Consider the following 15291-nt stretch of genomic DNA (forward strand, 5'->3'; position numbering starts at 1 on the left):
CGCGTTAGAAGCCACGTCTCGGGTGTTACAGCACCCGGGGCACTTTCGTACCCGGCGTCGTGGCTTCCGTTCTAATTGTTGAACGGTAGTGACTTATATCTACCGTTGGCCAACAGGAACGAGTTCGTGCGGACGGCGCGTCGACCGGTGGGAGCCAAGCGGAATTCTCATCGGGCTGGGGGACCAACCGACGGGCAATGCGAATCGAACTCCGCGTCTGTCAGCACTGTCTCGACGGCGATCACGCGAGCGCCCAGAAGTCGGCACTCCTCCAGGACATGGTCGACTGCGCTGAAAAGATTCAGGAGTACAAGGAGGTTCTCGATCTCGACGCCGTCCACATCCGTCGCGTCCGCGACGACGAACCCGGCAAGCCCGAGGCGCTGCCGGTCGTCGCCGCGACGATTCAGAACGACCAGATCGTCCTGAACGACACGCAACTCGTCGCCGAGGGACAGGACGGAAACATGCTCCTGTACGCAAACCCCGACGACATCCTGACGGTGCTTGCGGGCAATATCGACGAAATCAGCAAGGCCGTCACCGAAGACGTGACCGTCGACCTCTCCGACCGCGGCGCACAGATCGTCTCCCAGGCCGACCTGGGTGCCAACCGCGACCGGCAACCCGACCCGTGACGTAACTGCCTCTCGAGACCGGCTGCTCTCGCTGCGATGGGGTTATTTCCCCGTTCGACCCCTACACTCCCCATGGCCACGGCCACCTCCGGCGGGGCGTTCAAACAGCGGTTCGTCCTCGATACCTCGCTGTTTCTCACCGAGGAAATCCGACGCGACGACGAGTCACTCGAGCCGGCCATCCTTCGACTCCTCGAGCTGATCGCGAACGCCCGGCTCAACCTCGGCATCTCGTGTTACGTCCCGCCGACGATCCACGACGAGCTCACGACGATGCTCGCGGACCGCGAGGTCGACGATGCGGTCTTCTCCCGGCTCAACACCTGGGTCATCCGCAAACACCCAGACCGATACGCGGTCACCATTCCCGCCCACGTCGTCTACAGCTTCGTCGACGAGATGAGCGGTCGCGTCGACCGCGGCCTCCGCGTCTCCGAAACCGCAGTCCGTCGCGCCGAAACCGCAACCGACGAGACGGTTCCGGACCACGACCACAAGACCGAAACCGACGCGATCATCTCCGACCTCCGCCAGAAGTACCGCAGCGCCATGCGAACCGGCGTGCTCGACTCCCGGGAGGACTTCGACCTCCTGATCCTCGCTCGTGAACTCGATGCCGGCGTCGTCACCGAGGACACGGGTATCATCGACTGGACCGAGGACTTCGGTCTGCGCTACATCAGGGGCCGAGAGTTCCCGGACCTCCTCGAACAGTATCTCACGGCGATCGATTCCGACGCCAAACGAACCGTCGACTAACCGAACCAACACTCTCACGAAAAGCAATCCGCAATCTGCAGTAGCGCGTTATATCCGACCGACGTTGTCGACATCGACGCTTTCGACGCCGTCAACGCCAGTGAAGTTCTCCTCGACGGTCTCCGTGCCGCCCGCACCGTCGGGAACGATCACGGTCGGGTACAGTGCGACGAGACCGAACGCGACCTCCTCACGCTCGACGCCGTTGATCTTCGCACCCTCCGGAAGGGCGGTCTCGAGACGCTCCTGGAGCGCGTCCAGGTCGATCTCTGGGCTGTCCGGCATGACCTTGATTTTGGCAGCTACTTTTCCCATCGTAACACCTCAGGGTCCCATAAACCCGCAGTCGGGGCACTCGTACAGGTTGCTCTGCTTTCGACACTTGGCACAGCGGTAAATCTGCTGGCCGCACTCCGGGCACTTGAACGCGGCTGCGTTCGTGCCGGCGATATTGATCCCACAGGAGACGCAGGACCGTGTCTGACGATCGTCCGTCGTACTCATACCCCTCCTTTTCCGCCCGCCGTTTTTAACGGTTGTCTTTTGCGCGTTCGAACACGACCGAACTCGATCCGGATTTGGATTCGGGTCGTGGACTCGGACGTGCACGTGTACCCGATTCGGCAGTCACCGAATCGACTCCTTGCCGTCCCCTCCCTCTCTTCGAGGATTCTCTGACTCAGAAAACGCCCGAGAGGTTACTTTATGTCCCGGGGGAAATCAGTGAGTGCGGCCTGGTGCCCGCTGTCTGCTAGCCACTGGCTGCTGGCTGATTGGCGATGGTCGATTCGCGGTGCCCGATACTCGACCACCTCGCCCACCTGCCGGGCCGCTGCCTCTGACATTTCGCCTGGGGCCCACCGAGCACGATACCTCTAGTGATTGCTCGCGTGGGCCACCCGGCAACTCAACATTCAAACGCCAGCGCTTCCTATAGCGAGTGAATGCGCCTCGACGATTACATCGAGGAACTCGAACCCGACGAGGAAGCAAAACGCCGCCGCCTCGCAAAGGAAAAGTCCTACGCGATTACGGACCACCTGGAAGAGTTCGAACAGCGGTTTGACGACGCCCTCAGCGGCGACACCCTCGTCGGATCGACGGCGCCCTCCATCTTCGTCGGTCGATCGAACTACCCCGACATTCCGATCGGCGTACTCTCGCCCGTCGGCGACGAGGACGCCGCCGAGGAGTACGTCACCGACGGCAACTGGTACCAGCAGGGGTACGCCATCGACGATGTGCTCCAGCGCCGGACCGGCCTGCTGAACTCGAACAAGCGCGCGAACGTGGACTCGCCGAGCATCGCGAGCCGGCTCACCCCCTCGGTCCACGATAGCTGGGACGGCTTCGTCGGCGTCCAGCGCGAGGTTGCCATCGCGGATCGACCGGTCGACCTGGAGATCGGACTCGACGACACGCCCGACCTCAGTCTCGATGCGGGGACGGACGTTGCGACGCCACGGGGCCCGCGTGCAAACGCTCGCAACGCCGAACTCCGGGAGAATCCCTACGTCCCGAAACCGGTCAAGAAAACGTTGGAGGACGACGACTGGCTGGCCCAGGGCGCGATGACCTACCTCTACCGGCGCGGCTTCGACGTCTACGACATCAACTCGATCCTCTCGGCCGGCGCGCTCGGCGAGACCAAACAGCGCCGGCTCGTCCCGACACGGTGGTCGATCACCGCCGTCGACGACACCGTCGGCCAGTTCCTCCGCGGCCGTATCCGGTCCGAACCGAGCATCGACGAGGTGCAGGTTAGAGTCAACGAGTACATGGGCAACCGCTACTGGATCGTCCTCGCCCCCGGCAACTGGGAGTTCGAACTCGTCGAGATGAAAGCGCCGGGCAGCATCTGGAACCCGAACCAGAACGGCGACATCTGGCTCCAGAGTGCGAACGAGGGCTACGACGGCCGCACGAGCTACGTCGAAGAAACCGCCGGCGCGTACTACGCCGCGCGACTCGGCGTCCTCGAATACCTCGAGTCGATCGGCCGCCAGGCGAAGTGTCTCGTCCTCCGCGAGGTATCGGACGACTACTGGGCCCCCGTCGGCGTCTGGCAGGTCCGCGAAAGCGTCCGCAACGCCTTCGACGGCACGCCCGGCAGTGCGAGTTCCCATCCGGCCGGCAAGCGAGAATCGCTCGCGGGCGAGTACGGCGAAGCCGAAACCTTCCACCAGGCGGTAGCGGCAATCGCACCGCAGTTACCGGTCTCCTACGCCCGACTCCAGCGCAAATCCGAACTCGCGGCGGGACTGCAGACGAACCTGAGCGCCTTCTCACACTGACTCCTGCTCGTCCCAACGTCGATACGAACCGGCGAGGTGATGGGACGACACAGCCGAAACGGGGGAACGCCTTTGACCGCACGGCGTCTCGATACCGGTATGCTCACACCGACTCCTGGGGCTCTCCCGCCCGACATCGGGACCGCACTGGCCGCCCTTTTTCTCCTGTTCGGCGTCCCCACGCTCATCTTTGGCTTCATCTTTCTCTACACCGGGTACGTCCGCTACGATGCCGAACAGTACCTCGCTGAACTCGACGCGACCGAGGACGCCGACACAGCACCGAGTTCACCAGGATCACAATCACGGTCACGTTCTGACGACGCGGAATCGTCACAAACCGACGGCGAATAACCGGTTTTTGCTCGAGCAACCAGCTTCCTGTCCGATAGGGAGACTGTGAGACGTGCATCCGTGGCGCTCGGTACCAGATTGCATGCTTAGAAGTAATAAACCATTGTTCTTTTATTCTCGTGCTGCATATCACGGCCAATGGCACTCGACTTTACGCCGACGTCGATCGACGAACTCGACCCAGAGCGCCGGCCCTCGTTCAGGCTGGCGCTCGTTCCGGTCTTGCTGATCGTCGTCTTCCTCGGCATCGGTTCGGCCGTGCTCGGGCTCGATCCGCACGCGCCGTTGCTCTGGAGTATCGTCGCAACAGGGGCCTACGGGTACTCCCTTGGCTACTCATGGGATGAACTCTACGAGGGGATTTCGAACGCCCTCATGATGGGGCTGCAGGCGCTTTTGATCATCTTCACCATCTACGCGCTCATCGCGACCTGGATCGACGCCGGAACGATTCCCGCGATGATGTACTACGGCCTCGAGTTGCTGTCGCCGTCGGTGTTCCTCCCCGTTGCGACGATCCTCGCCGCCGTCGTCGCGTTCGCGATCGGCTCCTCGTGGACGACGGTCGGGACCCTCGGCGTGGCGTTCGTCGGCATCGGTTCGGGACTCGGCGTCCCCGCGCCGATGACCGTCGGTGCCGTCATCTCTGGAGCCTATGCTGGTGACAAACAATCGCCGCTTTCGGACACGACGAACCTCGCGGCCGGCGTGACGAACACGCCGCTTTACGACCACATATACCGCATGCGAACTGGAACCGCGATCGCGTTCGGCATCACGGTCGCGCTCTTTGCACTCCTCGGGCTCCAGACGAGCGGCTCCGTTCCCGGCGGCCAGATCGCCGAGATCCAGTCCGCCGTCGCGAGTTCGTATTCCCTCTCGCTGCTCGCGTTCCTCCCGCTCGTGCTCACCTTCGGCCTCGCGCTGCGGGGTTATCCCGCCCTCCCGACGCTCGTCGTCGGCGCGATCGCCGGCGCGCTGACGTCGGTCGTCGTCCAGGGCCACGACTTCGTCGCCGCCTGGGAGGTTTTCATCGGCGGTACCGAACCCGCCACGGGCTCTGAACTCGTCAATGAACTCCTCAACGTCGGCGGGCTCACGGGTTCGGCCTGGACGATCACCGTCGTCGTCGCCGCGCTCTCGCTCGGCGGCCTGCTCGAGCGGACCGGCGTGCTCGCCGTACTCGCCCACCACCTCTCGAAGGGCGTCGGCAGTTCCCGCGGTCTCATCGCCGGTACCGGACTGTCCGCCATCGCGATCAACGTTCTCACCGCCCAGCAGTACATGAGCATCGTCCTGCCGGGGATGACGCTGCGGAATCTCTACGACGAGTTCTCCTTGGATAGCGACGAACTCTCGCGCGCCGTCGAGGCCGCCGGGACGCCGACCGGCGCACTCATCCCGTGGCACGCCGGCGGGGTCTACATGGCTTCCGTGACCGGCGTCGGGACGCTCGAGTACGCGCCGTTTTACCTGTTCGGGCTGCTTTCGCCAGTCGTGCTCTTCCTGATGACGCTGACGGGCGTCGGCGTTCCATCGACGACCCGGTTCGACCAACCCCAGCACGCGGACTGAGACGCGACGCTCGTCGGCTACTGTTCTGCCGGCGGCGTCGCCGCCGACTCCGGATTCGAAACGGGTTCCGTCGCCTGTCCGGTCGGCTCGGATCGCGTCCGCCGCTGCGGTTTCAGCGATGTCTTGTTGAAGACATTCAGTCCCGCTTTAAACACCGCCAGCAGCACGGGGCCGAGGAACAGACCCATAATGCCGAGCAGGTAGATCCCGCCGATAACGCCGACGATGACGACCGCCGGATGCAATCCGGAGCCCTTGTCGACGGCGTAGGCTCGCAGGTAGTTATCGACCAGCGACAGGACTGTGAGCCCGTACAAGAGCATCGCAACGGCGCGGGCCGTTCCGCTCGTCAACAGCAGGTAGCCGACTGCGGGTGCCCAGACGAGCCAGACTCCGACCGCGGGCAGAAAGGAGAGAATAACCATGATGACGGTCCAGAACGCGACGTTCGGAACGCCGAGGAGGTAGAAGCCGAGTCCGCCGAGCAGCCCCTCGACAACCGCAACGAGGACGTGACTCTCGATGACCGCCCACGTGACCACGTAAATCTCATCGAACAGTTCGTCCCGAACGCGATCCTCGAGCGGTACGACCTCGCGGAGCCAGTCGACGAGTTCGTCGCCGTCGGCGAGCAGGTAGTACAGCAGGAAGACGAACACGAGCAGGCCGACGCCCATCTCGATACCCCGGTTTATCAGGCCCGGCAGTTCTGAGAGGGCGATTTCGACGGCATCGGAGAGCGAGGCTTCGAGTTCGTCGAGGGCGGCGGTTTCGAGCGACTGCACGTGCTCGGTGTCGAGACCGAACTCGTCGGTTGCGACGGTGCGGAGCCGGTCGAGCGTGGTGGCGACGTCCAGGTCGGTCGCAAACGAGACGACGGTGTTGAGGACGGCCAGTGAGACGATCAGGAGGGGGACGATGGCCCCGACGATAGCGAGTGCCGTGAGGACGAGGGCGGCGATGCGAGCGCCGACGTAGGGTTCGAGCCGTTCGAACGCGGGGTAGAGGATGAACGCGAGGAGCGCGGCACCCATCACGTACTGAAGAAGCGGTGCGACCATCAGGGCGGCGATTGCAGCGAGGACGAGGAGGAGGAGGGCGAAGGAGGTCGTTCGAACGTCCATACGCCTACGTGAACTGTTTGACACGTAAGTGTTGACATTCGGTACTATCAGGAATTCGTGATTACTGAGAGAATCGGCGTCGGCCCAGTTACTCCGACACGGAAGCGTCTGCGGACCTGAGCTCGTCGAACAGTTCGTCGGTGAGGTCGCCGGTCTCGTCGACGATCTCCGCCCAGGCGTCGGTATCGGGTGCCATGCCGAGCAGCCGCGCAATTTTCATAATCGAGATGTGATAGACTCGCTGCCGGCCCGGTTCCTCCTCCCAGACGATCACGTTACAGGGGAACAGCCCGCCGATTTTCATCGTCTCGTCGAGTGCCCGATCCGCGATCTCGGGGTTGCAGGCACCGAGCACGTAGTACGGGTCGCGGTCGGCGTCGACTTTCTCGTTTAACAGCTCCGAGGGGGAGAACTCGGCAGGGATACCGAAGCCGGTGTCCAGACAGACCTCGCGGACGTATTCGATCGCTTCCTCGTGGTCCATCTCGAGGACCGCCTGTTTCTCGCCAAACGCTTCCGGGTCAATCGTCGCGGGGTCGATCGGGAGACTCATAGTAACCAGTTTCTCATCCCGGGTCTTAATCGATGGGCATTCAGTGCTGTCGTCGAGAGCGAACTCGAACTGGACCACAGTACGACAGCTCCCTACCAGTCGTTGGTAGCACGGCTTTTATTCAGAATACGATTGAGGATGAATTAGGTGGGTAACTACGTGTGCGAGTAGCCCATGCCACCATACTGAGTGCGAACTACTGTGAGTCCACAGATCGTTCGAGAGTTTTGAGACCAAGATAGACGACTGCTCCTACGAAAAGACCCTCTATAGCTGCGTTCGCCACAGTAGATTCGATGAAAGTTAGCTGTAGTAATTGAGTGACTGCCGTACCAAGAACCGCAAAAATGCCGGCGGCGAACGCAAATTTGAACCTAACCATATCGTAGTTAGAAAATATACACCTGGCTGTTTTGGTGGTAGATAGTCCTCATTATATTTCCACCAATTGTCTCTCCCGTGCTGATACGATCCCTGTACGTAACGCGAGTTCACGCGACCATCTGAATAACGAACTCGTGCGACTATCTATCGTTACTCGCTCGGCCGTCTGTGCCATTGGCTACGCGAATAGTGATCGTACGGTGGCTATCGCGCCGCTTGTCACGTGTACTGACTCGGTCTGCGAGAAAAACGAAGTCACACAGTCTCGTCTGCTGACGATCCGGTGAACTCGTCGTTATTCGCGAACGACGTTCGTTGCGCGAGGGCCTTTGGGGGCCTGTTCAATGTCGAATTCGATCTCGGTCCCTTCCGTCAGATCCTCGCCGCCAACGTCTTCCATGTGGAAGAACACGTCGTCGTCAGCATCTTCCGTCTCGATGAAACCGTAGCCGCCTGTGTCGTTGAAGAAATCAACCGTTCCGTTTGCCATTGCGACTATACAAAATCCGGGTACACGGTTAAGTCTTCTGAAGCCCTCCTCAAAATATTCGATTAGGTATTCAAACGTACTATTTTCGATATCTATTGTGGGTGTTTGACCACACCACGTCTTCTTCGGCGGATCGCCGCCGTTCCATCACAATCACGGCCAACTTCTGTGGTATCTCCGTTTCTCGGGGTTTCCGAGGGACAGTGCCCGTATTTACCGCCATCGTCCACCGACTCGTGTGCGTTCGTTCGGGCGTCCGTCGGTTGTTGTCCCGGATCAGTGATCCTCGACGAGTCACTACCCGTCGGTATTACTTCTCGAAATTCTCGCCCGGCAAACGAACCAGTTAAGAGGAAAGTCCCACTTCGGTCACGTATGTTTGAATCGTCGCGAAACGTCTCCGACCAGATACAGCTTTCCCCGCTCCGTCGCGTCCGCAGAGCGTCGGGGTACAGCATCGACGAAGGATAACGGATGAGCCACCACACCACACCGTTCACAGCAATACCAATGACTCACTCACTTTCGATTCTCGATTCCTACGGACGGCGACAGCGGGGGCGATCGCACCGATGAGCGCCGCCGACGAAGAACTCGCCAAGGACCTCGGGCCGCTCGCCGCGCTCACCATCGGCGTCGGGACGATGATCGGTGCCGGTATCTTCGTTCTTCCCGGTACCGCCGTGGCTGAACTCGGGCCGCTCGCCGCGCTCGCGTTCGTTATCGGCGGCGTCGTTGCGATGTTGACCGCCCTCTCCGCTTCCGAACTGGGGACCGCGATGCCGGTCTCGGGCGGCGCGTACTACTACATCAACGAGGGACTCGGCCCGCTGTTCGGCTCGATCGCCGGCTGGGGGAACTGGATGGGACTCGCGTTCGCCTCGGCGTTCTACATGTACGGCTTTGGCGAGTATATCAACCAGTTCGTCTCGATCTCGGGGCTGACGATCGGCCTGGTCGCCCTCGAACCGGCGCAGATAATCGGACTGATCGGCGCAGCGTTTTTCATCTTCGTCAATTACGTCGGCGCGAAGGAGACCGGGCTCTTGCAGAATGTCATCGTCGTCGTACTAATGGGGATTCTGGCCGTCTTTACGTTGTTCGGGTTGCTCAACGCCGAACTCGAAACGCTCCGGCCGGTCGACCCGTTCGGCTGGTCGCAGCTGTTCCCGGTGACAGGGCTCATCTTCGTCTCCTACCTCGGCTTCGTCCAGATCACCTCCGTCGGGGAGGAGATCAAGAACCCTGGGAAAAACCTTCCGCGGGCGGTCATCGGCAGCGTTCTTATCGTCACGGTGTCCTACGCCGTTATTTTGCTGGCGATGCTGGCGGCCGTGGAGACCGACGTGGTCGCAAACAACGAAACGGCGGTTGTCGAGGTCGCGGAGCTCCTGATTGGCCCGCTCGGCGGCTACGCGCTGCTGTTTGGCGGGCTACTCGCGACCGCGTCGTCGGCCAACGCATCGATTCTCGCCTCGTCGCGGATCAACTTCGCCATGGGTCGTGACAAACTCGTGTCGCCGAAGCTCAACGAGATCCACCCGCGCTTTGCAACGCCGTACCGTGCAATCGCGATTACGGGTGCGCTCATTCTGGTGTTTCTCACCTTTGGCGGCCTCGAAGCGCTGTCCACCGCGGGGAGCGTGCTCCATCTCATCGTGTACGGACTCCTGAACCTCGCGCTGATCGTGTTCCGGGAGGCCGAGCCGGCGGGATACGATCCCAGCTTTCGCGTCCCGCTGTACCCGATTACGCCGATTCTAGGGGCTATCTTCTCGTTCGCGCTCATCGCGTTCATTGACCCGAGGATCATCATCCTGTCGATGGTGTTCGTCATCCTCGGTGCGATCTGGTACCTGATATACGCCCGATCGAAGATCGAAACCGGCGGCGTCCTCGGGCAGTACATCCTCGACCGTTCCGAGGAGTTCCCCAACGCGGCCGTCTCGGCGACGGCCTCGGTCCAGCCGACCGGAAACGATTACCGGGTAATGGTACCCCTGGCGAATCCCTCGACCCAGAAGCACCTCATCACGCTTGGGTCGGCGATCGCCGACCAGCACGACGGCACCGTTGTCGCCGTCAATATCGAGACGGTTCCCGACCAGACCTCGCTCGCGGCTGCACGCGATCAGAACGAACGGGAGCTGGCTGCTGATCTGCTCGAGCGGGCGCGGGCCGATGCCGAAACCTACGGCGTCGACGTTGAAACGCACGCCGTGCTCTCACACCGCGGCTTCGAGGAGATGTTCGACGCGGCGACGCGGTACGACGCCGACGTGTGCGTCATCGGCTGGGGGCCGGAAGCGACCGGCTCCGACGCCCGCATCGAAACGGCGATCGACGAGTTCACCCAGTCGTTGCCGTGCGATTTCCTGGTGCTTCGGGATCGCGGGTTCGATCCGGATCGGATTCTGCTGCCGACCGCCGGCGGGCCGGACTCCGATCTCGCGGCGGCGGTCGCCCAAACGTTGCGGGCGCAGTACGACAGCGAGTTGACGCTGCTGCACGTCGCCGAGGACCGCCAGCAGGGAGAGGCGTTCCTGCGGTCGTGGGCGGCCGAGCACGATCTCGAAGACGCGACGCGGCAGGTGGAGACCGGCGACGTACAGACCCGAATCGACGAGGCGGCTACCGACGCGACGCTGTTGATCATCGGGGCGACGGAGAAGGGTGTGCTCTCGCGGCTCATTCGGGGCTCGCTCGTGCTCGATGTGCTCGAAGATGTCGAGTGTTCGGTGCTGCTCGCGGAGAAAAAACACACGCGGAGCATTCGCGATCGGCTGCTCGGAACGACGGGTGGCGACGGCGAAAGCACCACCGACATGGGCGTTACGCCGGAACCGTCGACGCCCGAGCGCGAGTCGGAATACACTCAGTCTCGTCCCTGATGTCCGCGCACTGACTGTCCCGATTTCGACATCGTTTGCGAAACCTGGGTATACTTTTTGACCGGATAATCTAAGGCCTAGAACGCCATTTGGATACCGTACAGACGGCGTTGTTCGGAACTGAAACACGCCCTAGGGGTGTTTTGGAATCGAAACGGCAGCGAACCGACAACAGACGCCCGATGCGATTTCGAGGCCAGTCCTGTACAGGACAGACCAGAGACAGCCACCGATGACGGATTCAACCGACGAACTCGCCAAGGACCTCGGACTGCTCTCAGCACTTGCAGTCGGCATCGGAACGATGATCGGTGCCGGCATCTTCGTCCTCCCGGGCGTCGCCGCCCAGGAAACGGGGCCGATCGTCGTCCTCTCGTTCATCATCGGCGGCCTGATCGCGATGGTCAACGCGTTCTCCGTCAGTGAACTCGGGACGGCCATGCCCAAAGCCGGCGGCGCGTACTACTATATCAACCGCGCGCTCGGACCGCTGTTCGGTTCCATCTCGGGGATGGGCGACTGGATGGGCCTCGCGTTCGCGAGCGCGTTCTACTGCATCGGCTTCGGCGGCTACCTCGCGACGCTACTCGACGGCATCGTCGTCCCGATCCCCGGTCTCGGTGAACTCGCGCTCCTCCCGACGCTCGTCCTCGGCCCGCTCACGCTCTCCGAGATCCAGATCGGCGCCTTGCTCGCCGGCGTCGTCTTCATCGCCATCAACTATCTCGGCGCGAAGGAAACCGGCGGTATTCAAACCGCGATCGTGACGCTCCTCCTGGCGATCCTTACCCTCTTCGCTGTCGTCGGCTTCTTTTCTTTCGACTGGGGAACCGTCTACGTCGACGACAGCATCGCCCCGCTCGGCTACAGTGAACTCCTGCCGGGGACGGCGCTCGTGTTCGTCTCCTACCTCGGCTACGCGAAAATCGCGACCATCGGCGAAGAACTCGAGAATCCCGGTCGAAATCTGCCGATCGCTATCATCGGCAGCGTCGCGGTTGTTATGGGGCTCTACGCGATTCTCGTCGGATTACTCGTCGGCATTATCCCCTACGATCTGCTCAGCGAGGAGACGCCGATGTCCGACGCTGCAAGCATCGTCTTTGACGGAAACCTCGGCATCATCGGCATCACCTCGATCACGCTCGCCGCCCTCCTCGCGACGGCATCGAGCGCGAACGCCTCGATTCTCGCCTCCGCACGGATCAACTTCGCGATGGGGCGCGACAAAATCGTCAGCGACTGGTTAAACGAGATCCATCCTCGTTTCGCAACGCCGTACCGCTCGATCGCGGTCACCGGCGCGATGATCCTGCTGTTCATCGTCATCCTCGGCGGGCAACTCGAAGTCCTCTCGAAGGCCGCGAGCGTCCTTCACCTCATCGTCTACGCGCTCATCAACATCGCGCTGATCGTCTTCCGAGAGACCGACGCCCCCGAGTACGATCCCGACTTCCGAGTCCCGTTGTACCCGTTCACGCCGATCCTCGGCTTCGTTCTCTCGCTCGGACTGATCTGGTTCATGAAAGCCGAAGAAATCGCGATCGGATTGCTCCTCGTCATCATCGCGGTCGGCTGGTACGGGGTCTACGCCCGCCACGAAACCAGTCGCGACGGAATCTTGAGCACCTATATTCTCTCGCGGTCCACGGAGATGCCGGATGTGGCTGTCTCGGCGGCGACCGCCGCAAAGCCGACCGGAGCCGACGAGTTCACCGTCGTCGTACCGGTCTCAAATCCGAGAACGGAATCGGCGCTGCTCTCCCTTGCGAGCGCGCTCGCGAAGGCGAACGACGGGACCGTCACGGTGGTGCACATCGTCGAGGTTCCTGACCAGACGCCGCTCGAAGCGGGAGCGGAGCACGTACAACGAATCGATGCGGAATCGCAGACGCTGCTGGCGACCGTCCGCGAGCGGACGGAGACCTTCGACGTGCCGGTCGAGATCAAGACGGTGGTGTCCCACCGCTCGTTCGAGGAGATATTCAACGTCGCCAGGCGCGAGCGCGCCAATACCGTCGTCATGGGGTGGGGATCGGATCGGCCCTGGGGGGCGGGTCGAGCGGAGCGCCCGATCGATGAACTCACGCACGATCTGCCATGTGACTTTCTCGTCCTCGACGACGGCGAGTTCGATCCGGATCGGGTTCTAGTACCGACCGGCGGCGGGCCGAATTCGGATCTGAGCGCCGAGGTGGCCCGAGACCTGCGCGAGCAGGTCGGAGCCTCCATTACACTGTTGCACGTCGTCGACGACGACTCGAGCAGGGCCGACGGCGAGGCGTTTCTCGCCAAGTGGGCGAGCGACCACGACCTTGCGGACGCCTCGATCCGCGTCGATACGTCCGGAAACGTCGACTCCGCGATCGCGACGGCCGCCCGCGATCACTCCCTGACGATCATCGGTGCGACCGAGCGCGGCCTCCTCTCCCGACTGCTTCGCGGCTCGCTCGCCTACGATATCGCCGCCGAACTCGATCAGTCGGTCCTGCTGGCCGAGCGGCCGACGCGGCGGTCGCTCTGGGATCGACTGTTTGGCCGGCAGCGCGGGCGGGACGAGTAACCAGATGCGGGCCGGGACCGTCGGCCACGCTCACCGTTCGGGAACGCATATACGAGCCCGGTCACTACGATAGCAGTATGACCGACAGCGCCGCCCGGACCGCGGGCTGGTTCGCGGACGTCGACCCCGACGAGTTCGATGGGCTCGACGATCGCGACGCCGGCGACGCCCGCGATGCTCGAGACGGGTCCACCGTAGTCACCGCGATTCGCGAGGGACAGACCGAAACACCGCAGGACTGGCCCGCCCTGGCCGTCGACGACGAGTTCGCCGACGACGAGGCGGCCTACTACGACCGACTCCACGACGCGACGATGGCCGCCACCCGAGCCGCCGTCACCGAACGCGAGGCGGCGGACGACCGCCAGCTCGTCCACGCCGTCCGCGCCATGGACGACTGCGAGCGAACCGCGAACGAACTCGCCGAGCGCCTCGCCGAGTGGGCCGGCACCGTCGACCCCGACGCCGGCACCGGCGTTTCGTTCGCCCGCGAACTCGCGCACGGTGACCACGAACTCGAATCCGAATCGGAGCCGATCACGTCGCTGGCCGAACGCGTCGTCGATCTCGCGGACGAGGCCGCCGAGCTCCGAGAGTTCGTCGAGCGCCAGACGCCGACCATCGCGCCGAATCTGGCCGCGCTGGCCGGGCCGGTGCTCGCCGCGCGGCTGATCTCGCTGGCCGGCGGCCTCGAAGACGTGGCGAAAAAACCGAGCGGAACGATCCAGGTGCTCGGCGCGGAAGACGCGCTGTTCGCCCATCTTCGGGGTCACGCGCCCTCCCCCAAGCACGGGCTGATCTACGTCCACGACGCGGTTCGGGGCACGCACCCGGACGAACGGGGCTCGGCGGCGCGCGCCGTCGCGGGCAAACTCTCGATCGCCGCCCGCGTCGATCACTACTCCGGCGAACGCAAACCCGAACTCGAAGCTGAACTCGCCGAGCGGATCGAGACGATTCAGGCGCGGACGGCCGAAGACGACGACCGCGGTGACAGCGGAGGCGAAACGGATGAGTGACGGCCTCCCCGCCGGCGTCGAACGCCACACGTTCGACGGCACGGATCGACTCGCCACCCGCGGCGACCCCGTCTACGGCGAACCCACCGACGGCGACTGGCGCGCCTGGAACCCCACCCGCTCGAAACTCGGTGCCATGCTCGAACTCGAGATGGACACCGGGCTCGAGGGCGGCGACGAGGAGACCGTCCTCTATCTCGGCGCGGCCAGCGGAACGACGGTGAGCCACGTCGCCGACTTCGCCGGCCCCACTTACGCCGTCGAGTTCGCCGCGCGCCCCGCGCGGGATCTCCTCGAGACGGCCGCCTCGCGTCCCCGGCTGTTCCCGTTGCTCGCGGACGCCCGCAAGCCGGCGACCTACGCCCACGTTGTCGAATCGAACGTCGACGCCATCGTCCAGGACGTTGCGACGCGCGGCCAGGCCCGCGTGGCGCTCGAGAACCGCCGGTTCCTCGCCGACGATGGCCGACTGCTGCTCGCCGTCAAGGCCCGTAGCGAGGACGTGACGCGCGACCCCGAGGACGTGTTCGCGGACGTGCGCGCTGAACTCGAGGCGGAGTACGAGATACTGGAGACGCGCCGGCTCGAGCAGTACCACGCGGACCATCTCGGCGTTGTGGCCCGACCGCAGTCCCGGTAGGGCGGCA

Annotated in this window: 14 protein-coding genes; 9 read left to right on the top strand and 5 right to left on the bottom strand. The window is 63.2% G+C overall.

Annotation, left to right across the window (positions count from 1 at the left end; genetic code table 11):
* The first annotated feature begins 197 nt into the window (after positions 1–197).
* Together SM755_RS17860 and SM755_RS17865 are read left to right on the top strand one after the other, a co-directional pair.
* The gene (locus tag SM755_RS17860; RefSeq protein WP_006666603.1) at positions 198–638 is read left to right on the top strand and encodes a hypothetical protein; all 441 of its coding nucleotides are present in this window, start codon (positions 198–200) and stop codon (positions 636–638) included.
* Between the two features lie 72 nt (positions 639–710).
* Entirely contained in the window at positions 711–1397 is a 687-nt protein-coding gene (locus SM755_RS17865) for an RNA ligase partner protein (protein WP_006666602.1), read from the top strand.
* Between the two features lie 48 nt (positions 1398–1445).
* Here the strand turns inward: SM755_RS17865 and SM755_RS17870 are convergent, their stop codons facing one another.
* A complete protein-coding gene (locus tag SM755_RS17870) occupies positions 1446–1712 on the bottom strand; it encodes an elongation factor 1-beta (RefSeq protein WP_006108897.1) in 267 nt (88 codons plus the stop codon).
* Between the two features lie 9 nt (positions 1713–1721).
* Positions 1722–1901, bottom strand: a complete 180-nt coding sequence (locus SM755_RS17875; protein WP_006666601.1) for an HVO_2753 family zinc finger protein — start codon at positions 1899–1901, stop codon at positions 1722–1724.
* Positions 1902–2341: 440 nt separating this feature from the next.
* On the opposite strand from SM755_RS17875, the gene SM755_RS17880 reads away from it, so the two are divergent.
* The 3 genes from SM755_RS17880 (at position 2342) to nhaC (ending at position 5620) form a co-directional block, all read left to right on the top strand.
* A complete protein-coding gene (locus tag SM755_RS17880) occupies positions 2342–3691 on the top strand; it encodes an Nre family DNA repair protein (protein ID WP_323173840.1) in 1350 nt (449 codons plus the stop codon).
* A 99-nt stretch (positions 3692–3790) separates the two neighbouring features.
* The gene (locus SM755_RS17885; RefSeq protein WP_323173841.1) at positions 3791–4045 is read left to right on the top strand and encodes a hypothetical protein; all 255 of its coding nucleotides are present in this window, start codon (positions 3791–3793) and stop codon (positions 4043–4045) included.
* A gap of 138 nt (positions 4046–4183) precedes the next feature.
* Positions 4184–5620: a Na+/H+ antiporter NhaC gene (gene nhaC / locus SM755_RS17890; protein WP_323173842.1), complete on the top strand. Its 1437-nt coding sequence runs from the start codon at positions 4184–4186 to the stop codon at positions 5618–5620.
* Positions 5621–5637: 17 nt separating this feature from the next.
* Here nhaC and SM755_RS17895 read toward each other — a convergent pair whose 3' ends face one another.
* The 3 genes from SM755_RS17895 to SM755_RS17905 all read right to left on the bottom strand — a co-directional run bounded on the left by SM755_RS17895 (position 5638) and on the right by SM755_RS17905 (position 8171).
* Positions 5638–6744 carry an AI-2E family transporter gene (locus SM755_RS17895; RefSeq protein ID WP_323173843.1) on the bottom strand — a complete coding sequence of 369 codons (1107 nt, stop codon included), beginning with the start codon at positions 6742–6744 and terminating at the stop codon, positions 5638–5640.
* A gap of 88 nt (positions 6745–6832) precedes the next feature.
* Entirely contained in the window at positions 6833–7297 is a 465-nt protein-coding gene (locus SM755_RS17900) for a DUF302 domain-containing protein (RefSeq protein WP_323173844.1), read from the bottom strand.
* A gap of 679 nt (positions 7298–7976) precedes the next feature.
* Positions 7977–8171 (bottom strand): cold-shock protein, encoded by a 195-nt coding sequence (locus tag SM755_RS17905; protein ID WP_006108889.1) that lies wholly within the window; start codon positions 8169–8171, stop codon positions 7977–7979.
* A gap of 572 nt (positions 8172–8743) precedes the next feature.
* Here SM755_RS17905 and SM755_RS17910 point away from each other — a divergent pair.
* The 4 genes from SM755_RS17910 to SM755_RS17925 all read left to right on the top strand — a co-directional run bounded on the left by SM755_RS17910 (position 8744) and on the right by SM755_RS17925 (position 15284).
* A complete protein-coding gene (locus SM755_RS17910; RefSeq protein WP_323173845.1) occupies positions 8744–11062 on the top strand; it encodes an amino acid permease in 2319 nt (772 codons plus the stop codon).
* 232 nt (positions 11063–11294) lie between these two features.
* The gene (locus SM755_RS17915) at positions 11295–13625 is read left to right on the top strand and encodes an amino acid permease (protein ID WP_323173846.1); all 2331 of its coding nucleotides are present in this window, start codon (positions 11295–11297) and stop codon (positions 13623–13625) included.
* Positions 13626–13702: 77 nt separating this feature from the next.
* Positions 13703–14644 carry an NOP5/NOP56 family protein gene (locus SM755_RS17920; protein ID WP_323173847.1) on the top strand — a complete coding sequence of 314 codons (942 nt, stop codon included), beginning with the start codon at positions 13703–13705 and terminating at the stop codon, positions 14642–14644.
* Positions 14637–15284, top strand: a complete 648-nt coding sequence (locus tag SM755_RS17925; RefSeq protein WP_323173848.1) for a fibrillarin-like rRNA/tRNA 2'-O-methyltransferase — start codon at positions 14637–14639, stop codon at positions 15282–15284. The genes SM755_RS17920 and SM755_RS17925 overlap by 8 nt, the downstream gene beginning before the upstream one ends.
* Positions 15285–15291: the final 7 nt, after the last annotated feature.

The sequence above is a fragment of the Natrialba sp. PRR66 genome (genome assembly GCF_034808065.1).
GTDB lineage: Archaea > Halobacteriota > Halobacteria > Halobacteriales > Natrialbaceae > Natrialba > Natrialba aegyptia.